This is a genomic window from Chryseobacterium sp. Leaf405 (assembly GCF_001425355.1).
Taxonomy (GTDB): domain Bacteria; phylum Bacteroidota; class Bacteroidia; order Flavobacteriales; family Weeksellaceae; genus Chryseobacterium.
The window spans coordinates 25,553-46,444 of record NZ_LMQN01000001.1; the positions used below are offsets into that span (position 1 = coordinate 25,553).

The following is a 20,892-nucleotide window of genomic DNA, read 5'->3' on the forward strand; positions in this document are numbered from 1 at the left end:
TCTTATAAAATTCAAAATAGTTTGAAAAAAAATTAAAATACAGTTTCATACATTATAAATTCTGATAATTTTGAAAAAAATAATTTTTTCATGAATATTGATGAAACTCTTGATCAGATTTATATACTTCCTGAAAATTCTAAGAAAAATCTGAAAAAATATATTACGGAAATTTCTCATCCAAAGAATTTTTGTCTGATGGAAGCAAATAGAATCGTACCCTATATTTATTTTATAAAAAAAGGTATCGTGCGTGCTTATGCCACAACAGAAAGTAAAGACATTACTTTTTGGTTCGGCAGTGAAGGCGAGCCCGTAGTTTCTATGAAAAGTTATGTTGAAGATAAACCCGGTTACGAAAATATTGAACTTCTGGAGGATTGTGAATTTTATAAATTAAAAACTGATATTTTAAGAAAGTTATTCAATGAAGATATTCATATTGCCAATTGGGGACGAAAGTTTGCAGAAAAAGAATTGGTAAAGACAGAAGAAATTATCATTTCGAGGCAGTTTAAAACATCTCTGGAATGTTATAAAGATCTTATGAGAAATAAACCAGACTTATTAAAACGGGTTCAGCTAGGACATATTGCCTCTTATTTAGGAATTACACAAGTGAGTTTGAGCAGAATTCGGGCGGAAATTAAGTAATTTAAATCATTTTTTAACAATTGTAAAATTTTAAATCTTTATAAATACAGACCTTTGCTATATAAAAATAATTAAAAAATGAATTGGATTATCTTAGTGATTGCAGGATTATTTGAAGTGGCATTCGCCTCTTGTCTGGGGAAAGTAAAAGAAACGTCGGGAACAACTATGTACTTTTGGTTTGCAGGTTTTTTGATTTCGTTAACGATAAGTATGCTTTTACTGATTAAAGCCACCCAAACCTTACCCATTGGAACAGCTTACGCAGTATGGACTGGAATCGGTGCCGTAGGAACTGTCTTAATGGGAATTTTCTTTTTCAAGGATCCTGTAAGTTTCTGGAGAATATTCTTTATTGTTACTTTAATTGGATCCGTTGTCGGACTGAAAGCTGTTTCTTCACATTAAAATTAAAAGATAATTAACTTTAATTTGTTTATCAATTAATACAACTTAAAATCTTTTCAAAATGCAGCCGTTTCCAAAGTTTGGAAGCCGTTTTTTAATTCAAATAAATGAAAATTTATTAAATTTGATGAAAATTATTAAACATGAAAAAAGCTTTATTTCTTTTATTATCGGGAGGATTTTTATTCGCACAAAATTCTGAACTTTTTAGCAATGACTGGCATATTTCAAAAATCGTAACTGGTGGACAAACCGTGATAACACCCATGATGGATATTGCTCTTGCAAAATCTGACTTTGTAACATATACTTCACCAGTGGGCTATGCCTTTAATTCCAGACATTTTAACAGCTGCCAGATTGAAGCAACTTTTTCTGGCTCAAACATTTTTACAAGAGTAAATTCTGCTTGTACATTAGGGATGTATGGAGGAAATAATGTAACTGCTGTAAATAGTTATGATCAAAAACATACGGATTTTTATATTGTTCCTACAGGTACTTCTTATCAATATGAAATCGTACCCAATGGTTCAGGTAAAACCTTAATCGTTACCAATACTTTAAACGGAAATCAAATATATTACAATAATGTTAATGCGATTTTAGCAGCAAGAGAAGCTAATCTCAAAAAATCTTTTTTAGTTTTTAGCAATCCTGTAAAAGATCAGCTAACTGTTGATAATATTGAAAATAATCTTTCAGTAAAGGTTTTCAATATGCTTGGGCAAAAAATGTATGAAGGAAAAAGTGCTGATAAAAAAATCACAATTAATACACAGAATTTTGCAACAGGTCAATATATTTTAATCATTCAAGATGAGAAAGTATATAAATTCATCAAAGAATAATGGTCAACTTTTTTATATAAACAAAAACCGTCTCCAAAATCAGAGACGGTTTCTTATTTATTTTTATAAATAACGGGAAGAATTTCGTTAGTTCTTAATCCGTATTTTTTAATTTCTTCTTCTGAGAATGTTTGGGAGTAAAAATTAATATCAGTTTCAAAACCTGCTTTTTTCAAACGATCAAAATAATCCATTCCGTACCAGCGAACGTGGTCGTATTGTCCGAAATGTTTTTGACGTTCTTTAGGATCTTTAATGGTGAAATCTTCGTAGGTCTTCTCCAAAGAATTTTTCATTGGAACCTGCAAAATTCCCCATCCGCCTGGTCTTAATACACGATATAGTTCACTCATTGCTTTTGCATCGTCTTCAATATGTTCCAACACATGGTTACAGAATACAATATCAAAACTTTCATCAGCAAAAGGAAGATCCAGAATATCTGCTTTTACATCCACAATCGGAGAAAATAAGTCGGCTGAAATATAATCCAGATTCCTCATTTTTTTGAATTTTCTAAGAAATTCCTGTTCGGGAGCAATATGTAAAACTTTATAATTTTTAATAAAAAAATCAGTTTCATTCTGAAGATACAGCCACATCTGGCGGTGTCTCTCTAAACTCAAAGTTCCCGGTGACAATGCATTTTCACGCTGACTTCCGTATCCGTAAGGAAGAAATTTCCTGTAATATCTACCGTCAATAGGATCCTGAAAATTGTTCCCTTTAAAAAACTGATAGATAAGAGGTCGTGCCCAGATACTCATCTTAATAAGTACTGGACGCGGAATTTTATTTAATAAAAGTTTCGTTACTTTTTTCATTAAAAATCCAATTGGAAAGCTTTTTCTTCATCAGTTACAATTCCCAATGCATCATAAATGTACTGGAAAGTAGACAACAATACCGGTTTTCCGTTAATCACCGCTACATCATGCTCAAAATGCGCAGAAGGCAGGTTATCCAACGTTGTTACCGTCCATCCGTCATTATGAAATTTCACTTTTTCAGTTCCAAGATTAATCATGGGTTCGATAGCAATCGTTAAACCGTCTTTAATCACTTTGCCACTTCCTTTTTTACCATAATTCGGAACCTGAGGATCTTCATGCATCTGTCTTCCAACACCATGACCCACAAGCTCTTTTACAACACCATAACCTTGCTTTTCACAATGATTTTGGATTGCGTAAGAAATATCTCCGATTCTCTTTCCTCTGACGCACTGTTCGATGCCCTTGTAAAGAGATTCTTTTGCTACTTTAAGTAATTTTTTAGTCTCAGCATTTACTTCACCGATTTCAAAAGTGTAAGCATGATCTCCTACAAAACCATTCAAAACTGCTCCACAATCTACCGAAAGTACATCACCTTCTTTAATTTCTACGTTGCTTGGAAATCCATGAACTACCTGTTCGTTTGGAGAAATACACAAAGAGTACGGGAAACCTCCATATCCTAAAAATGCAGGTTCAGCACCGTGATCTTTAATAAAATCATGTGCTAATTTATCTAAATACAAAGTGGTGATCCCCGGTTTGATTTCTTTCGCCAACATTCCTAATGTTCTGGAAACCAATTGAGCACTCTGCTTCATAAGACGAAGTTCGTCTATTGTTTTTAATTGAATCATTTATATATAGATGTTAGATTAGATGTTAGAAGCTAGACTTACAACTTTATGAATATTAACTTCCAAACATCTATTATTCCTGATAAAATATTTAAAACTAAAAGTAACATTAAAACTAATTTCTAACATCTAACTTCTAATTTCTTATAAAAATCTACCAGAAAAGTCCTTTTTTCTTTTCTTTTTTTAGTTTTGAATAGGCTAAAACTTCTTTACCTTCAACACGGAATTCTATCCTTTCCTGAATAATATTGTAGATCTCGCCCCAACCTGGAAATCCGCCAAGATTTCTGTCGTCTATAAACCAATCTGCATCCAGTTTTCTTGATTGATTTTCAGAATCAAAAACTTCTCCTTCAAAACTAGAATTAACAGCGTAGAATTCGATCCCGTTACTTTTACAAAACTCAACAGCCTCATCCAATGTTTTTCCGTGTCTGTATGTCCAAAGGATTAGTCTGTAACCTTCTGCCTGAAGTCTTTTAAGTGTTTCAAAAGCAAAAGTCTTAGTTTTGCCAATTGCCGGATAGGCGTCATCAACGATAGTTCCGTCGAAGTCTACAGCAATTTTTTTATTATTCATCATATTGAATATTTTTTGAAATGCAAAGATACAAAAAAGTGCCAAAATACTTGGCACTCTTTGTTTTATAATTTATGTTGAAAAACAATCTACTTTTTCACCCAGTTAAACTCAAACTGTAAATCCGGTGTAGAGATTCTGTCGGTGATTTTCTGTAATCTCCCCGGTAATTTCATTAGATATTCCTGAGCTTTTTCTGCTTTTTCATTAAGACCTTTTATATGCTCAATTTTCCATTCATCCAATAGATCTTTCATAATATTAATATAATCCTGACCTGTATAAACCATACATCTTTGTGCAGCATCAGAAAAATGTCCCCAAAGCTCCCCTGCTTTCTGACCAGATTGTCTCATCATATGAGCCGGCATTACAATCTTTTTACGCATCATATCTTCAAAAGCGATAATCATTTCTGAAGGATCGATCTCAAGAATTCTTGATACGAAATATTTATAAGCCTTAGCGTGTCTTGCTTCATCAGCGGCAATTACTCCGCACATTTTAGCCAATTTCCCGTTTCCTGTCTGTTTAGCTAATGTTCCTACTCTTCTGTGAGAAACATTAGTAGCCGTTTCCTGAAAACTTGTATATACGAAATTTCTATAAGGATCCATACTTGTTCCGATATCAAAACCATCACTAATCAGATATTGGGTAGTAATCTCCATTTGTCTCATATTTACCCTTCCGCATAAATAAAGATATTTCCCAAGAAGGTCTCCGTGTCTGTTTTCTTCAGCAGTCCAAGATCTGATCCAGCTGGCCCAGCCAACGGCATTTTCTTCCTGATCAATTCCTTCAACACCCATCAGCCAAGATTCGTAAGAAGGCAATGCTTCCTCCGTAATACAGTCACCGATAAGCGTTACAAAAAGATCGTAAGGCATTTCCTGTGCAAAAGTCTGAATTTCTTCTAAATCGTATTTAAAATCAGCGCTTGACGGATCTGGAAGATAATCGGAAGGCTGCCAAATTTTTTCAATTGGCGTTAAAAACTTATCTAGAAAAGAACCTACTTCTTTTCCTAAAATACCCATTACTTCTTTCCTTACAAGGTTCTGATACATTTTTTATATTTAGATATTAATATGCAAAGATATAATTTATTTATTATTTAAGGCATAGCAATAAGTATGCCTGACATAAATCATAAGAATTGCTGTATAAATATAACGATAATTATTCTTTAATAGTATTTAATTTTAGCTAACTAAAATATCTCCATTCATAATTTCAGGAATTTCAACGCCCATTACGCTTAAAATTGTCGGAGCAACATCGCCTAATTTTCCAGGTTTAAGATTCCAGGTATGCTCTTTATCCATCACAATAAATGGAACTAAGTTTGTTGAATGCTGTGTATTCGGACTTCCGTCTGGATTAATCATTACATCAGAATTTCCGTGATCCGCCAAAATGAAAACCGCATATCCATTTTCATACGCTGCTGTTGCTACTTTTTCGATACAGTTGTCAACAACCTCCGCCGCTTTTACTGCTGCTGAAAAAACTCCTGTGTGACCCACCATATCTGTATTCGCAAAATTCAAACAAACAAAATCTGCAGTTCCATTTTGTAATTCTGGAACAATAGCATTTGTGATATCATATGCTGACATTTCAGGTTTTAAATCATATGTAGGAACATCTTTCGGGCTTGGACAAAGCAATCTTCTTTCTCCTACAAATTCCTCTTCACGACCTCCAGAAAAGAAAAATGTAACATGAGGATATTTCTCTGTTTCGGCAATTCTAATCTGTGTTTTATGATTTCTTTCTAAAATTTCGCCCATTGTTTCATGCAAAACTTCTTCATCGAAAACAACGTGAACGTTCTGAAACGTTTTATCGTAATTAGTTAACGTAACATAATAAAGCGGTAATTTTCTCATGAAATATTCCGGATTATCGTGTTGAGAAAGTACTTCTGTAATCTCACGACCTCTGTCTGTACGGAAGTTAAAGCAAATAACCACATCATGATCCGTAATCTTGGCAACGGGAACTACATTTCCTATTTGTGTAGAATCAATCATAATGATTGGTTTGATGAATTCATCCGTCACATTATTATCATAAGATTTCTGGATTGAAAGCAAAGCATCCGTAGACTGCTCACCGACTCCTTCTACCATCGCATCATAAGCCAGTTTCACACGCTCCCATCTTTTATCTCGATCCATGGCGTAATATCTGCCGACAATTGTTGCCAACTTTCCGACTGTTTTTTCCATGTGCTCACCAAGTTCTTCGATGAATCCTTTTCCTGAATGCGGATCACAATCACGACCGTCTGTAAAGGCATGAACGAAAACATTTTCTTCCAGTCCAAACTCATGAGCCGCCGTTAAAAGACCTTTTAGATGATTGATATGTGAATGTACTCCTCCGTTGGAAACCAAACCAATGAAATGTACTTTTTTGTTCTCTTTTTTAGCGTATTCAAAAGCATCCTGAATGACTTTCTGCTGACCTAATGAACCATTTTCAACAGCCATATTCAGCTTTACTAAATTTTGATAAACGACTCTTCCAGCGCCTAAATTCATGTGTCCAACTTCAGAATTGCCCATCTGTCCTGCCGGAAGTCCAACCGCCAAACCACTCGCTTCAAGCGTTGTGTGTGGAAAATTTTTAAGACAGCTATCTATAAATGGTGTGTTTGCTTTATCGAGTGCAGAAACGTCAGGATTCATTCCTAATCCCCATCCGTCAAGGATCGCTAATATTGCTTTTTTTGACATTATGTATAAACTTTTATATATACAAATTTATTTATTTTGAAATGAATGAAAGAATTGACGGACTTAAATTTTGTTTAAAATTCCTCATTTTCTTTTGTCAGATTGCTTTCTTCCATTCAAATAATTATTAATTTTGCTGTATGGATTTAAGAGATCAATTAAAAAACCTTTTTCCTGAACATGAAGAACAGGATTTTGTGATGCCCGAAGAACAATTCAAGCAGAAAGAACCTTTGGTATGCAAGTTTGAGAAAAAAGGAAGAAACGGAAAACCTGTAACCATTGTTGAAGGCTGGGAAGGAACTGAAGAAGGACTTAAAAATATCTCAAAAAAAATAAAAACCACCTTGGGAATCGGTGGTTCAGAGAAGGATGGAACGATTATCATTCAGGGAGATAACCGTGATAAAATCATGAATATCCTTAAAGAAATGGGCTATAAAACCAAAAGAGTCGGCGGATAATTTAGAAATAAATCTGCGTTTGCGGCATAATAACTTTCAGTTTTTCAATGGTTGATTTTTCCATTGGATTGCCCGTTAATATGAGTGTTTTAAGATTTTTCAATTGTGAAAATTCCGTTGGAAGATCTTTTAATTGATTATTTGCCAAATTCATGCTGACAATATTTTTCAACCCTCTTACTTTGGTTGAAATTTCTTTGATATTGTTCTGGCTTGCATTTAAAAATTCCAGATTTTTTGATTTAAACAGTTTTTCAGGGAATTTTGCGATTGAATTTTGCTGTAATTCAAGATATTTTATTTGTTTAGGAAATTCTAAGTTTCCTAAATCATTGATTTGATTTGCTGAAAGATTTAATGATCTTAAATTTTTAATTTCATCTAGATCTTTTGCAATAAAACTGATCTGATTTCCCTGTAAATTAATTTCCTCCAAAGTTGGAATCTTCAATAAAGCTTCGGGAAAAACATTCAGATTGTTAGCATCTAAATGAATAACTTTTAACTTCTGAAGTTTTGCCAAGTTTGGATTAACACTCGTCAAACTATTTAAATTAATTGAAAAACTTTCCAGTTTCTGAAGTTCGGCGATTTCATCAGGAATGAATTTAATGCTGTTTTCGTTCAGATTTAAAATCGTCAGTTCTTTTAAAGCAAAAATCGATTCATCCATTTTCTCAAACTTATTTTCCATTAAATTCAGAAAGAAAATGGAATTTAATTTTTGAATTTCTGTCGAAAGATTAAACATCTTTTTTCCTCTGAAACTCATACTGTAAATTGTTTGTCCGCTTTTTACCGCATCATCAAGATTCGTGTATGTTGGATATTTTACCGGATCAATCTGGGCTTTTGCCTGTGAAAGAATTACTAATGAAATTAAAAAAAACAGCTTTTTCATACAAATAAAAAACTACCGGCAACACAAAGTATCACCGGCAGCAATGTAAATATTAATAGTTATTTTTTCAGCAATTTTACGGTCTGCTGGAATCCTCCTTCTGCTTCGATATTTAAAACCAAAACTCTTGAAGCTTCCAATTGTTTTGTAAAATCTAAGTCTAAAGATTTATTCGTTCCTGAGTATTTCTGAGTAAATACGATTTTACCGTCGATGCTGTAAGCCGTCACCAAGATATTTTTCAATCCTTTTGGAGAATTAATTTTTACTAATCCTGAAGTCGGGTTTGGAGCAACGGTTACTGTAGTATCTTCAGCATGAGTATCAATCGTTCCTAACGTTCCCGCTGTTCCTAAATTATTTTTAAGAGCTACAACAATCGTTGCAGATTTTCCTCTGTAGTCGATAGTGTTTCCTGTTGCATCTACATCAGTTGTAATGGTAGAATCCGGGTGCTGGATCGAGAAGAATCCGAATTTATGATCCGGTGTAAATGTAAGACCCGTCGGCTCTGAACCTGCAGGCATAGAAGCGAACAGTTTCACTTTCGGATTTGCCTGAGTATGATCTGGAGCAATTACCCAGATGTAGTTTTTACCGCCATCCTGAAGAACCCAAAGGTTTCCAAGCTCATCGAAAGTAAGGTTATCGTTTCCATCTCCCCAAGCTTCCGTTTTTGTTCCCTGAGCCGTGTCGAAAGAATAGTTTGTGGTAAGACCACCTACGAAAGTTTCAACGTTAGAAGCCGTCATTCCGTTGTCCTGAAGTCTGTACACTTTATTCAAACCTTTAGCCGTAAAGTAAATTTTACCGTCAATTGGGCTGATATCTACATCTTCAATTCCGTTGAAAGAAGTTCCTAAAGATTGAGCTAAAGTAGCTGTATTGTTTTGGTCAGCTTTCGTTTTATTCGGCACCTGAACCCACGTTGCTGTTGTAGCAACCGGATCTCCACCGCTTAATCCCTGATCTAATTTTAATACATAAAGATTCCCTGAAGCAAGATTGTTCGGAGTATCCATCACATATTTGTAAACCATGTGACTTCCACCGTCTTCACCATAATAAGCAATAGCTCCTGCATTATTAATCACTACGTTTTCGTGATTCATAATACCCATCTGCCATAGTTTACCTTTAGACCCGTCAGCATTCTGAGAAATTACCTGAGCCGTTGCAGGATCTATTTCTACCAACCAACCATAATCTTTCATTCCGTCAGCATTTACATCACTTGAAGTAGTTTGCTCTTCAGCCGTAACTATAGTCCCCCAAGGTGTAATCCCTCCAGAACAGTTTCTGATCGTCTGAACCAAGCTCGGAGCCGAGAAGCTTACCGCTCTTGATCTTGTTAACTGCCAAAGTTTTGTTGTAGCATTATAATTAACTTCCGCCATCGTAACACCTCCAGGATTTGTTTCGTGGTTTACCGAAAGATATCCGTTGGTAGCACTTCCTGCTTTTGGAACATAAGCTGTAAAGTCGTTCTGACCTCCTACTAATCCTCCTCCTTCTGTATAATTATCACCTTCTTTAAGGATTAATTGATATTTATGTTCAGCAGGAATTATTAATTTACTAGTCTGAGCGGTAGGAACGATTGAAGTAAAGCAGCTAATGTGCATCGCATTACAAGAAACAGGATTTGTTGTAACTGTTGTTTTAAGATAGGCATCGATTCTTAAATCTGAACTTGATGCACCTCTGTTGTGTAATTCGATAGAAAGCCTGTTATTTCCGTTTACAAATTTAGATTTTGGAATAGAGAAAACATTATATACACTTTCTGCAGCACCGTCAATTGTTGTGCTGGATAATGTATTGAAATCAATAGTTCCGGCCGGCATATTGTCTCTTACTATCTCTTCACCGTTTAGATATACAACGATACCGTCATCTCTCATGATCCCTAACTCCATAGTAGAAGAAAGATCGTTTAAGTTTACTGTAAAATCTTTTGCAAAATAAGCCGTAATAAGACCTGTAGCCGTAGTTGTTGTTACGGGATCACCATATCCAAGAGGTCCATTTCCTTGTGACCAGGCAGAAACATCAAATGTTGTATTTTTCCATTGAGATGCCAATGCTGTATTGGTATCATTATACTTCCAAGAAGAATTCTTGTTGAAGATAAAAGTCTGAGCGTTCAATAGAGAACTTGAGACTAGTGCAAGAGCTGCAACTGTTAGTAGTTTTCTTTTCATTTTAAATTTCGATTTATTAGACAATGCAAAACTATCAGATTAGTGCGAAGCCCCTGTTAATTGGAGTTTAAATAAAAGTTGGGAAATATTAATTAATGAAGAACCTAACGTTAATTAAATTAATTTTATGTTAAATTAAAAAAATATTAAAAAGTGAGTGAGCGGATAAGAAAATGCAATTTTATATTTTTACATCGTTTAAACCACTCCTCACAATTAATTTATTTTTTAGTCTTACTGATATCTGTTAAAGTATGTAAAAAAGCAATAATCTGCTTAATTTCAGTTTGAGATAAATTCAGTTTATCCGGAGCCAATGTCTGATTTTTCACTTTTAATCCGAGACCTTCTCCCCCGCCTTCGTTATAAAAATCCATCACTTCTTCTAATGTGTTGAAAGCTCCGTTGTGGAAATAAGGTTTCGTTAAAGCACTATTTCTTACCGTCACCGTTTTAAAAGAATTTTCGTATATCCACGAATTTTCTTTTTTCACCGGACTGTTGAGCCTTCCTTTATCTGAATCTAATTCCAAAGGTTTTTGGTTGATTGGTTTTGTCGTAATTCCTAAAACTTCGGATTCATTTTCGTTAAAGAAAGGTGGCACCAATCCGGAAAAGTTAGGAGCAAAATGGCACGTCGCACAATTGGCTTTTCCCATGAATAAATTAAACCCTTTCTTTGCATCGGATGAAATTTCTTTTTCATTTCTCATGAATTTATCAAAATCACTTTCATAAGAATATAAAGACGCAACGTACGAACTTAATACTTTGGAAAAATTTTCTTTGTTGATATTTCCGTTTTTAAACGCTGCTTTGAAGGCTTTTTTATACTCAGGTTTTGTTTTTAATTTTTTGATGATGCTTTCGTAACTTGTATTAAACTCATCTTTGTTGTAAATGACGTGTTCGGCTTGCTGTTCAAGATAAAAAGCTCTTAAGTCATAGAAAAATCTTTTCGCAAAAACTGCATTATATAATGACGGAGAATTTCTCAAAACCGTTTTCCCCTCTACATTGCTTGGAGATTTCATTTTTAAATCTGTAAATGCATTTTCAGGTAAATGGCACGTTGCACAGCTCATTTTTCCGTTGTCACTTACATTCTGGTCGTAGAAAATTTCTTTTCCTAAATTTCTCAGATCAACATTATCTTCCTCTTTTTTCAACAATGTATAAAAATATGGATCTAAAAAATCGCTGCTGAAAAGGTTTTTATTATTGACATTCCAGCCTGAAAATTCTTTCAGATCATCACTTCTCCCGGCCCATTTTCCCAATTCTTCATATAAAGGCTGAATGTACTTTTTGTAGAATTCTATTCTGTCGAATGTTTCAAAATCGGTATTTCTTGACAAATAATCGATTCCTTCCGTTAAAATTGTATTGGCTTTCTGAACATTGTAATTTTTAAAATAAGGATCATCATTTATGTACTTTTTCATTCCTAAAAAAGCGTGATTGGTTTCGGCAGAAACATTTAAAGAGCCGGGAGTATCAAAACCTGTAACGCCTAAGCTGTATATTCTGATCAATTCAATTCTTAATGGCAACGTTTTGTTATTTCCCTTGCTCAAACCGTTTTTAACTGAACTTAAATAAAAATTTGCATAACTGTTGTATAAAAAATCAGTGATTTTTTTTATTTCTTCTTTTTGTTCCGCTGCTTCATCAGAAAAAATAAGTTCATCCAATACCTGCAATCCTTCGGGAGGAAGTGTGTAAGCGGTTGTACCTGCCGCTTCGATATGAAATAACGGTGCTGCATTAAGGTGAGTTTTCGTAAATTCCGGATAATGATAAGCAACATAAAACTCGATTTCTTTGAATGAATTTCTTGTCTCTTTTAATGATTTTTGAAGGTTTTGAAGAGAAATTTTATCCTCGGAAAATTGGTAGACATCGGATTTTAACTGTTCGAGTTTTGTTTTAAAATCAGTTAATCCTTTATTAACAACAGAATTTTCGGTTTCAACACCTTTGTATGTCGGGTTGAATGACATTATTGCAAAACCGATCAAAAGAATCACAATAAGTAACGAATAAGATCTCATGAATTTTTTCGCAAAACTATTGATAGAAAGCCCATCTGACGTTACCACAACTTTAACTTTGAATTAAATTATGTTTACATTCTATTTAAAGTATTTTTTATTAATTTTAAACCCCGAAATCAAATTCATTACTAAAACAGTCAATTTCTATACTGACTTTCTTTTAAAAATAATGATGAAGGATATTTGGGGGAGGATTTTTAATGTTGATTGAAGACAATCACAATTTTCAATAATTAAACTAAAAATATATTTATGCTGAATAAACTTGCTGCTTCAGAGCTTGTGCTGAACGACGACGGAAGTGTTTACCACCTTAATCTTTTACCGGAAGACATTGCAGAAAAAATAATTCTTGTGGGCGATCCTGACCGTGTGGCAAAGGTTTCCAAGTATTTCGACACTGTAGAAATCAAGAAAAATAAAAGAGAATTTTATACGCATACAGGAACGTTAAGAGGCGAAAGAATCACGGTGATGTCTACCGGAATTGGTACGGAAAACATCGACATTGTGATGAACGAGCTGGATGCTTTGGTGAATATCGATCTTCAAAATAAAGAATTTAAAACGGAACATTCTGCATTGCAGCTATTCAGAATGGGAACTTGCGGAAGTGTGAATCCCGATGTTCAGGTTGATAATATGTTGGTGACTCAAAATGTTGTAGGATTGGACGGATTGATGCATTTTTATCAGGATTATGAGTTTGAAAATGAGTTTTCGAAAAACTTTTTAGAGAAATTCCCTTATGCGAAAATTAAACCGATGCTGTATTTTGCAGATTGGTCTGAAGAATTGGGAGAATTGTATAAAGATGCAAAATATCACGGAAATACAGCGACTTTCCCTGGTTTCTACGCTCCACAAGGGAGACAGCTTCGATTGAAAGCGTTAGACGACCAATTCCTGGAAACTTTGAATGATCTTGGTGTGACAAATTTTGAAATGGAAACGTCTGCAATTTATGCTTTATCAAAATTATTGGGTCACAAAGCGATTACCGTAAATAACGTGATCGCTAACAGAAGACGCGGGGAATTTTCTACGGATCATCATGCTTCCGAAAAGAATTTAATTACTTGGGTTTTAGATAGAATTGTTAAATAGAAATTCATTCTAAAATATATACAAAACAAAAAGGATTTCAAATTTTGAAATCCTTTTTTATAACCATACCATGAAATTAAACTTCTCAGTAGACTTTCATCTATTTGAAGTAATATATTGTTTTATGCAATTCTCTAAAATTCATTAATTGTTACAAAGAAATGCGATGAATAAAGACTCTCTGCATTCCCTGCGATATTCGTAAGATTAATATCAATATTTGAAGTTGAAGTCATTCTCGGATTTGAAATCGAAAATGTAGAGTTTCCAGCAAAATCTCCTGCCGGAGTTACTACAATTGTTGCTTTTGTAGAATTCGGAATTAATCCCTGAGGAATTGCAATACTCATTGTTGTAGATTTTCCTGAACCCAAATTATACACAGAAACACTTGGCCAAACTTCAAAACTGATCTGGTTTTTATTTACGGTTCCTTTGTTTCCTAATTTATATTGTCCGCTTACATCTAATTTTGCAGTAGTATTAGGCGTGTTTGTTCCAATACCTACATTTGCATTATTGTCGCCCAAAACAATTGCATTATACTGAGAAGTTGCTGCATTATAACCGATTGCCGTTGAATTTTGACCTGTTGCCGCTGCACCCGATCCTATTGCCGTTGAATTCTGACCGTTGGTTGAAGAATTATATCCTATTGCTGTTTCGCTGTTCGAGTTTGTTTTTGCAGCATATCCTAAAGCTACAGACTGAAAACCTGCCGCCACCGAGTTATTTCCTAATGCTGAAGATTCATTAGCCGTTGTTTTTGCATTGTAACCAATTGCTGTGGATTGAAACCCGTCCGCAAGAGAATTGTTACCTATAGCAGTAGATTCATTCTTGTTAGTTTTAGCATTATATCCGATTGCGTTTGATTTAAAGGCAGCCGCAGTAGATTTATTACCTAAAGCCAACCCGTCATTTGCCGATACTGAGGCTTCATTTCCTACAGAAACCCCTTGATAAGCAGAGCTGGAAATACCAATTGCAATACCGTTTTGTCCTGCATTAGCCGCAGAACCTAGACTCACAGAGTTATCAACTCCCAATCTTCCTGCTTTAGATGAATTCACTTTAAACACCAAATCATCAGAAGTATTGGTACCCAAAGAAAGGTTGGTATCCGAGCCATGGAAATTTCCACTATTTGTTCCCGAATTATTCCAAGTATTAGCAATGCTTCCGCCCGAGCCATTTGTTCCGTTTCCACCTGTTGTAGAAAGCATATTCCATTTTTGATTGTTCCAATAGTACAATCCTGATTCTGTTAATGCGCCGAGCCCATTATTCCAAATAATAAGTCCGTTTGCCGGAGAAGCTATTGTTTCGCTGTCCGTTAAAGATTTCAAGGCAATCCTTGGAAACAGGACTCCTTTGTTTACTGAATTAATCTCCAACATTGCTGAAGTATCCGGGCTTGGAATACCTATCCCCACTTGAGCTTTTGAAAGATTAATAGAAATTGATAATAAGAATAGAATTCCGGCTGTTAGTTTAGTTTTTTTATACATCCCAATTTTTAGCAATAATTATTACTTACTGATGCAAAGATATGAAATTTTCAATAAAACTATACTTTTTTTACAAATTACATAAAATGACACTAATGTGTGAATAAATGAATAATTAATCACCATTTAATGAGTGTTAACATAGAATTAATTCTATATTAAAAATATGCTTAAAATACGTTAAAAGGCTATTTTCCAGATATAAATCAGATATTCTTAAAAACATTAAATTTCAATTATCCTTAAATAAAATCACTTTAATTTGAATAAAAACCAATTTCTCACCAATTGATGAATGGCTTTTTGATTCATCTCATACTAAAATTTCGCCGTAAAAGCACAAATCTTACTTATTTACAGTACGTTTGAAATAATAACTCAAATAAAAATAATTTGAAGTATCAATTAATCCGAATTCTAGAGCCTTTACACGCAATTAAAATGTTATTAGTAGACAATGTTTTTTGATTATTTTAAATATTATGAAAACTTTAACAATATGATTTTATTTTAGGAATACTTCTTGTTTATTTCAAAACATCAAATAACAAATACTTAAACATTATGAACAATTCAGAATACAACAAAGCGGAAAATGCAGTAAACAACACTGAAAATTCTTTGAAAAATGCAGCAGATAATACGAAATGGAAAGTTGAAGAATTAGCTGATAAAGCTAAAGAATATATTAATGAGAAAAGAAACAATGATGAAGAGGCGCAACAGGAAGACTGGTTTGACAGAGTGAAAAACAATGCATCTGATGCTTGGGACGATATTAAAGATAAAGCAAATGATGCTTGGGAAAAAACCAAAGATGCAGCAGAAGATGCAAAAGCAGAATGGAATAAGAAAACCAATTAAAATTTCAGTCATATAAATATTTTCAGGAAAACGGAGCCTTTTTATAGAAGGCTCCGTTTTTTATTGTGTTATAAACTCAAATATTGCTACATTTGTATTATTAATAAACATTAAAAAATATGTCATACGGTTTACTTAAAGGCAAGAAGGGAATTATTTTTGGAGCCCTTAATGAACAATCTATAGCATGGAAAGTTGCAGAAAGATGTCATGAAGAAGGTGCTGAATTTATCTTATCTAATGCTCCTATTGCTTTGAGAATGGGGGAACTTAACGGTTTAGCAGAAAAAACAGGTTCTGAAGTGATTGGTGCAGATGCTACTTCACTTGAAGATCTTGAAAAACTTTTTGATGCTGCAGTTGCCAAATTTGGTAAAATCGACTTTATCCTTCACTCTATCGGAATGTCTATCAATGTAAGAAAAGGAAAACATTATACAGAGATGAACTACGACTGGTTGGAAAAAGGCTGGGATATTTCTGCTGTTTCTTTTCATAAGGTAATGCGCGTTGCTTACCAAAAAGACTGTATGAATGAATGGGGAAGCATTTTAGCACTTTCTTATATCGCAGCTCAAAGAACGTTCCCAGATTATAATGATATGTCTGATAACAAAGCATACCTTGAAAGTATTGCAAGAACTTTCGGAAACTATTGGGGAGAAAGAAAAGTGCGTGTAAATACGGTTTCTCAATCTCCTACCCCAACTACTGCAGGAAGCGGTGTAAAAGGTTTCGGAGGTTTCTTAGGATATGCCGAAGATATGTCTCCGCTGGGAAATGCTACAGCTCTTGAGTGTGCAGATTATTGTGTAACGCTATTCTCTGATCTTACGAAAAAAGTAACGATGCAGAATCTTTTCCATGACGGTGGATTCAGCAGTTCTGGTGTTACTCAAAAAGTAATCCGTAAATATGATGTTGAATAATTAAAATTTTCAATAGATATAAATTAAATCCGAAACATTTCTGTTTCGGATTTTTTGTTTTAACTGATATGATTTATATAAAATAAACTCGGCGGCATTTTCGATGCCGCCGAGTTGTAAAAAATAATGTTAATATGAAGTTTTATAAAATGACAGTTTGAATAGAATGAGCGGGAGCAGATAATTTTGCAGACATTCCTTCGATCCACAGATTGGTATCAATATCCGTGTCGGTGTCGTTCATGATAACGGTTACTAATTGTCCGTTTTCATTCATAAAAGTTGTAGATGTTAAGGCAAATCTGTTCGATGAACTGCCGATTCGCTGAGCATTTGGTTTAATGAATTTTGAAACGTGCCCCACGTAATAATATTCATAAGTATAATGAACTTTACCTGTTTTTGTATCAGCAATAATCGGTGCAAAACAGAAGTTTCCGACGTGGTTTGGTCCGCCTGTTTCATCCAGAAGAACATTCCAGTCTGTCCACAAAGCCGTTCCTTTGTTGAAATCGTTGATCATATTTTTCCCGTATAATTCACCCAAACTTACATCGTAGATTTTAGACATATCAAACTGCTCTTTGCAACCTTCCGTAAAAGCCAGAAACTTATCCGGAAAAGCTCTTTGGGTTTCGATTAAATTATCGAAAAGCTGCGTTTTGTTATTCCATGTTTCATACCAGTGATAGCCAATTCCGTGAGCATATTTTGAAGTTTCGGGATCGCTTAAAGTTGTGGTGGCTCTTTGGTAAATCAAGTCGCGGTTATGGTCCCAGATCATCACTTTTTTGTCTTTAAAACCATTTTTCCAAAGGGTTGGTCCTAAATTATTTTTCAGGAAATCACCTTCCTCTTCTGCCGAATAGATACAGGATTCCCAGGTTTGCGTCGCCATTGGCTCGTTCTGCACGGTCAATCCCCAAACATTAATTCCTCTTTTTTCGTACTCTTTAATGAACTTTACATAATAATCTGCCCAGGTTTGATAAAAAGCATTTTCCAGCCTGCCACCTTTCAGCATACTTTTATTTGATTTCATCCAAGCCGGTGGACTCCACGGTGAGAAATAAAAGGTGAAATCTTTTCCGATTGATTTCTGAGCTTCTTTAATCATCGGAATTTTATACTTCTCATCATGAGAAACATTGAACGATTTCAGCGAATTATCATTTTCCTGAACATAGGTATAAGAATCGCTTGAGAAATCACACGAGTTCATATTGGTACGAACAACCGTATATCCCAAACCGTTTTTCCCGTAATAAGCCTCAAGAATTTCTTTTTGCTTGGCTTTCGGCATTTTATAAAAAGTTTCTGCAGATGCATCTGTAATTGCCCCTCCGATTCCGATTAATTTCTGATATTTAAAATCCGGATCTACGAAAATGCATGCATCCGTTTCTTTTGGCTGACCAAATTTTTCGAATTTAACCGTTCCTTTATCAACCATTTTTTCGTTGGTTTTGGCATTGGTAAGAAAAACTTTTGCGGTTTTTCCTGCATTTTTTTTCCAGTAATTTTGTGCATTTGCATTAAAAGCCATTCCGATCACAAAACAACTTACCACTAATTTCTTCATAATTTCTTTCTGTTTTAGAGGAGAAAATCTCCTGCTTCATTATTTGTCATTCAGTGTAGAAAGTTTTTAAACTTTAAACTTTTCATTATTGAATTGAATAACATTAATTGGACTTTAAGTCTTTTACTGCCAAAAGCGGGGTTCATCCCGCTCTTAGTAAGAAAACTAATATTTATTTTGACCAATAAATTCTTTTTGTCTGAACATGCTGAGAATCGGTTCCGATCATAATATCAAACTCTCCGGCTTCCCAGTCATACTTTAATTCATCATCATAAAATTTCAAATTCTCCAGAGTCAGTGTAAAATTCACCGTTTTACTTTCTCCTTTTTTAATGTATATTTTTTGGAAACTTTTTAATTCTTTCACAGGTCTTACGACCTTTCCAACCAAATCTCGAATGTATAGCTGCACCACTTCTTCCCCATCATAGTTTCCGGTATTGGAAACATTTACAGTGATATTCAAAGTCTGATTTCCTTGAAGATTTGTAGAACTCAAATTCATATCAGAATATTTAAATTGGGTATAACTTAAACCATAACCAAAAGGAAATTTCGGATCATTATCCAAATCAATATAAGCCGAAACGTAATTTCTGTCTGTATTGTTTTTCGCCGGTCTTCCTGTGTTGTAATGATTGTAATAAACAGGAATTTGCCCCTCCGTTCTTGGGAAAGTCATTGGTAATTTCCCGCCTGGATTTACGGTTCCGAAAAGAACATCCGCAATAGAATTTCCAGCTTCCGTCCCCAGCCACCAGGTGTAAAGAATCGTCGGAATGTTATCTGCAGCCCAGTCAAAAACCAAAGGTCTTCCGGCGTTAATCATCAAAACAATCGGTTTACCCGTTTTTGCAATTTCTTTCAGTAAATCTTCCTGAACACCTGAAAAGTGGAGATTGCTTCTGCTTTTCGCCTCGCCGCTCATAGCATGACCCTCACCTAAAGTCATGATGACAACATCTGCTTTTTTAGCCGTTTCTACGGCTTCCGCAAACATCGATTTATCCTGATCTTCAACGTTGGCGCCTTTTGCATATAGTAACGTTGAATTTTTATCCAGTTGATTTTTAATTCCGTCAAACTGAGTGATAATTCTCTGACTGTCATCTTTAAAAGGTACCGACCAAAACCCGTGATTAGCAACCGTTTCTTTTCCGAAAGGTCCGATTAATGCAATCGTTTTTGTAGTTTTTGAAAGCGGAAGAATATTCTTTTGATTTTTTAATAAAACAATACTTTTCGAACCAAATTCTCTTCCGAACTTTCTGTTTTCCTGATTATTTAATTGTTCTTTCTGTCTTTTTTCGTTGCTAAAACGGTAAGGATCATCAAATAATCCCATCTCGAATTTTTTAAGCAAGATTCTTTTTGCAGCATCGTCAATAAACTTAGGATCAACTTTTCCTTCTTTAACTAAAATGGGAAGTTCTGCCATATAAGCACGGCTTTCCATATCCATATCGCTTCCTGCATTGATTGCTTTTTCCGCAGCTTCTTTATTGTCTTTCGCATAACCATGAGAAACCATTTCGCCGATACTTCCCCAGTCGGAAACCACAAAACCCTGATAATTCCATTTTCCTTTTAATAAATCTCTAAGAATATATTTGTTTGCCGTCGCCGGAATTCCATTAATATCGTTAAAAGAATTCATAAAAGTCGCAACACCTGCTTCAGCAGCTGCTTTGAAAGGCGGTAAATAGGTTTCATTTAATTGTCTTAAACTCATATCAACCGAATTATAATCTCTGCCACCAACTGCCGCTCCGTATGCTGCAAAATGTTTTGCACAGGCCATAATAGCATCAAGATTACCAAGACCTTTTCCCTGAAAACCTTTGATTCTTGCCAAACCAATCTGTGTTCCCAAATATGTATCTTCACCGGAACCTTCCATTACTCTACCCCATCTCGGATCTCTCGCGATATCAACCATCGGCGCAAACGTCCAGTGAATACCGTAAGCAGATGCTTCTGTTGCTGCAATTCTTTCAGATTTTTCAATTAATCCTAAATCCCAACTCGCTGCCTGACCTAAATTTACAGGAAATGTTGTTCTGTACCCGTGAATTACATCCTGTCCGAACAACAAAGGAATTTTCAATCTTGATTGTAAAGCTAATTCCTGAAATTTTTTGGTTTCTTCTGCACTGGCAACATTCAGCATAGAGCCTACTTTCCCCTGTTTTATTTCATTTAACACATTCGCAGAATTGGAATTCTGAGGTCCTGTCGCATATTCGAAACCGCTGTATTGCACCAACTGCCCTACTTTTTCTTCCAAAGTCATTTTCGACAACAGCTCAGAAACTTTCTGATCAATCGTCTTTTGTCCGAATGCATTCATTCCGAATGCAGTAACTGCCAATAAGAAATAAGCTCTTTTCATGT

18 protein-coding genes are annotated in these 20,892 nt (G+C 34.7%); 7 read left to right on the top strand and 11 right to left on the bottom strand.

Annotation, left to right across the window (positions count from 1 at the left end; translation table 11 throughout):
* Positions 1-90 precede the first annotated feature (90 nt).
* From ASG22_RS00140 to ASG22_RS00150, 3 genes are all read left to right on the top strand, one after another.
* Positions 91-654: a Crp/Fnr family transcriptional regulator gene (locus tag ASG22_RS00140; protein ID WP_055978731.1), complete on the top strand. Its 564-nt coding sequence runs from the start codon at positions 91-93 to the stop codon at positions 652-654.
* Between the two features lie 78 nt (positions 655-732).
* Positions 733-1,062 carry a DMT family transporter gene (locus ASG22_RS00145; RefSeq protein WP_055978734.1) on the top strand — a complete coding sequence of 110 codons (330 nt, stop codon included), beginning with the start codon at positions 733-735 and terminating at the stop codon, positions 1,060-1,062.
* 143 nt (positions 1,063-1,205) lie between these two features.
* The gene (locus ASG22_RS00150) at positions 1,206-1,913 is read left to right on the top strand and encodes a T9SS type A sorting domain-containing protein (RefSeq protein ID WP_055978738.1); all 708 of its coding nucleotides are present in this window, start codon (positions 1,206-1,208) and stop codon (positions 1,911-1,913) included.
* Between the two features lie 53 nt (positions 1,914-1,966).
* Here ASG22_RS00150 and ASG22_RS00155 read toward each other — a convergent pair whose 3' ends face one another.
* From ASG22_RS00155 to gpmI, 5 genes are all read right to left on the bottom strand, one after another.
* Positions 1,967-2,737 (bottom strand): class I SAM-dependent methyltransferase, encoded by a 771-nt coding sequence (locus tag ASG22_RS00155; RefSeq protein ID WP_055978741.1) that lies wholly within the window; start codon positions 2,735-2,737, stop codon positions 1,967-1,969.
* Positions 2,737-3,546, bottom strand: a complete 810-nt coding sequence (gene map / locus ASG22_RS00160; RefSeq protein WP_055978744.1) for a type I methionyl aminopeptidase — start codon at positions 3,544-3,546, stop codon at positions 2,737-2,739. The genes ASG22_RS00155 and map overlap by 1 nt, the downstream gene beginning before the upstream one ends.
* Before the next feature lie 154 nt (positions 3,547-3,700).
* A complete protein-coding gene (locus ASG22_RS00165; protein ID WP_055978748.1) occupies positions 3,701-4,132 on the bottom strand; it encodes a BT0820 family HAD-type phosphatase in 432 nt (143 codons plus the stop codon).
* An 86-nt stretch (positions 4,133-4,218) separates the two neighbouring features.
* On the bottom strand, positions 4,219-5,199 hold the full coding sequence (locus ASG22_RS00170; protein ID WP_055978751.1) for an acyl-ACP desaturase: 981 nt from the start codon (positions 5,197-5,199) through the stop codon (positions 4,219-4,221).
* A gap of 135 nt (positions 5,200-5,334) precedes the next feature.
* Positions 5,335-6,876 (bottom strand): 2,3-bisphosphoglycerate-independent phosphoglycerate mutase, encoded by a 1,542-nt coding sequence (gpmI, locus tag ASG22_RS00175; RefSeq protein WP_055978754.1) that lies wholly within the window; start codon positions 6,874-6,876, stop codon positions 5,335-5,337.
* A gap of 140 nt (positions 6,877-7,016) precedes the next feature.
* On the opposite strand from gpmI, the gene ASG22_RS00180 reads away from it, so the two are divergent.
* The gene (locus tag ASG22_RS00180) at positions 7,017-7,340 is read left to right on the top strand and encodes a translation initiation factor (RefSeq protein ID WP_055978757.1); all 324 of its coding nucleotides are present in this window, start codon (positions 7,017-7,019) and stop codon (positions 7,338-7,340) included.
* Position 7,341: 1 nt separating this feature from the next.
* Here ASG22_RS00180 and ASG22_RS00185 read toward each other — a convergent pair whose 3' ends face one another.
* From ASG22_RS00185 to ASG22_RS00195, 3 genes are all read right to left on the bottom strand, one after another.
* Positions 7,342-8,241, bottom strand: a complete 900-nt coding sequence (locus tag ASG22_RS00185; RefSeq protein ID WP_055978760.1) for a leucine-rich repeat domain-containing protein — start codon at positions 8,239-8,241, stop codon at positions 7,342-7,344.
* Positions 8,242-8,300: 59 nt separating this feature from the next.
* On the bottom strand, positions 8,301-10,445 hold the full coding sequence (locus ASG22_RS00190) for a PhoX family protein (RefSeq protein ID WP_055978763.1): 2,145 nt from the start codon (positions 10,443-10,445) through the stop codon (positions 8,301-8,303).
* A gap of 221 nt (positions 10,446-10,666) precedes the next feature.
* Positions 10,667-12,547: a cytochrome-c peroxidase gene (locus ASG22_RS00195; RefSeq protein WP_238586824.1), complete on the bottom strand. Its 1,881-nt coding sequence runs from the start codon at positions 12,545-12,547 to the stop codon at positions 10,667-10,669.
* A gap of 207 nt (positions 12,548-12,754) precedes the next feature.
* Here ASG22_RS00195 and ASG22_RS00200 point away from each other — a divergent pair, with 207 nt between their 5' ends.
* Complete coding sequence (locus tag ASG22_RS00200; protein WP_055978769.1) at positions 12,755-13,609, top strand: nucleoside phosphorylase; 855 nt, start codon at positions 12,755-12,757, stop codon at positions 13,607-13,609.
* Between the two features lie 134 nt (positions 13,610-13,743).
* Here the strand turns inward: ASG22_RS00200 and ASG22_RS00205 are convergent, their stop codons facing one another.
* Positions 13,744-15,120 carry a hypothetical protein gene (locus tag ASG22_RS00205; protein WP_055978772.1) on the bottom strand — a complete coding sequence of 459 codons (1,377 nt, stop codon included), beginning with the start codon at positions 15,118-15,120 and terminating at the stop codon, positions 13,744-13,746.
* A 564-nt stretch (positions 15,121-15,684) separates the two neighbouring features.
* Here ASG22_RS00205 and ASG22_RS00210 point away from each other — a divergent pair.
* On the top strand, positions 15,685-15,984 hold the full coding sequence (locus ASG22_RS00210; protein WP_082504875.1) for a hypothetical protein: 300 nt from the start codon (positions 15,685-15,687) through the stop codon (positions 15,982-15,984).
* A gap of 119 nt (positions 15,985-16,103) precedes the next feature.
* Positions 16,104-16,913 (top strand): enoyl-ACP reductase, encoded by an 810-nt coding sequence (locus ASG22_RS00215; RefSeq protein ID WP_055978775.1) that lies wholly within the window; start codon positions 16,104-16,106, stop codon positions 16,911-16,913.
* Positions 16,914-17,055: 142 nt separating this feature from the next.
* Here ASG22_RS00215 and ASG22_RS00220 read toward each other — a convergent pair whose 3' ends face one another.
* Together ASG22_RS00220 and bglX are read right to left on the bottom strand one after the other, a co-directional pair.
* Positions 17,056-18,495 (bottom strand): glycoside hydrolase family 30 protein, encoded by a 1,440-nt coding sequence (locus ASG22_RS00220; RefSeq protein ID WP_055978778.1) that lies wholly within the window; start codon positions 18,493-18,495, stop codon positions 17,056-17,058.
* 172 nt (positions 18,496-18,667) lie between these two features.
* Positions 18,668-20,890: a beta-glucosidase BglX gene (gene bglX, locus ASG22_RS00225; protein WP_055978781.1), complete on the bottom strand. Its 2,223-nt coding sequence runs from the start codon at positions 20,888-20,890 to the stop codon at positions 18,668-18,670.
* Positions 20,891-20,892: the final 2 nt, after the last annotated feature.

Coding starts and splice junctions, on each gene's coding strand:
- ASG22_RS00140 (WP_055978731.1), top strand. CDS start 91: ATGAATATTGATGAAACTCTTGATCAGATTTATATACTTCCTGAAAAT.
- ASG22_RS00145 (WP_055978734.1), top strand. CDS start 733: ATGAATTGGATTATCTTAGTGATTGCAGGATTATTTGAAGTGGCATTC.
- ASG22_RS00150 (WP_055978738.1), top strand. CDS start 1,206: ATGAAAAAAGCTTTATTTCTTTTATTATCGGGAGGATTTTTATTCGCA.
- ASG22_RS00155 (WP_055978741.1), bottom strand. CDS start 2,737: ATGAAAAAAGTAACGAAACTTTTATTAAATAAAATTCCGCGTCCAGTA.
- map (WP_055978744.1), bottom strand. CDS start 3,546: ATGATTCAATTAAAAACAATAGACGAACTTCGTCTTATGAAGCAGAGT.
- ASG22_RS00165 (WP_055978748.1), bottom strand. CDS start 4,132: ATGATGAATAATAAAAAAATTGCTGTAGACTTCGACGGAACTATCGTT.
- ASG22_RS00170 (WP_055978751.1), bottom strand. CDS start 5,199: ATGTATCAGAACCTTGTAAGGAAAGAAGTAATGGGTATTTTAGGAAAA.
- gpmI (WP_055978754.1), bottom strand. CDS start 6,876: ATGTCAAAAAAAGCAATATTAGCGATCCTTGACGGATGGGGATTAGGA.
- ASG22_RS00180 (WP_055978757.1), top strand. CDS start 7,017: ATGGATTTAAGAGATCAATTAAAAAACCTTTTTCCTGAACATGAAGAA.
- ASG22_RS00185 (WP_055978760.1), bottom strand. CDS start 8,241: ATGAAAAAGCTGTTTTTTTTAATTTCATTAGTAATTCTTTCACAGGCA.
- ASG22_RS00190 (WP_055978763.1), bottom strand. CDS start 10,445: ATGAAAAGAAAACTACTAACAGTTGCAGCTCTTGCACTAGTCTCAAGT.
- ASG22_RS00200 (WP_055978769.1), top strand. CDS start 12,755: ATGCTGAATAAACTTGCTGCTTCAGAGCTTGTGCTGAACGACGACGGA.
- ASG22_RS00205 (WP_055978772.1), bottom strand. CDS start 15,120: ATGTATAAAAAAACTAAACTAACAGCCGGAATTCTATTCTTATTATCA.
- ASG22_RS00210 (WP_082504875.1), top strand. CDS start 15,685: ATGAACAATTCAGAATACAACAAAGCGGAAAATGCAGTAAACAACACT.
- ASG22_RS00215 (WP_055978775.1), top strand. CDS start 16,104: ATGTCATACGGTTTACTTAAAGGCAAGAAGGGAATTATTTTTGGAGCC.
- ASG22_RS00220 (WP_055978778.1), bottom strand. CDS start 18,495: ATGAAGAAATTAGTGGTAAGTTGTTTTGTGATCGGAATGGCTTTTAAT.
- bglX (WP_055978781.1), bottom strand. CDS start 20,890: ATGAAAAGAGCTTATTTCTTATTGGCAGTTACTGCATTCGGAATGAAT.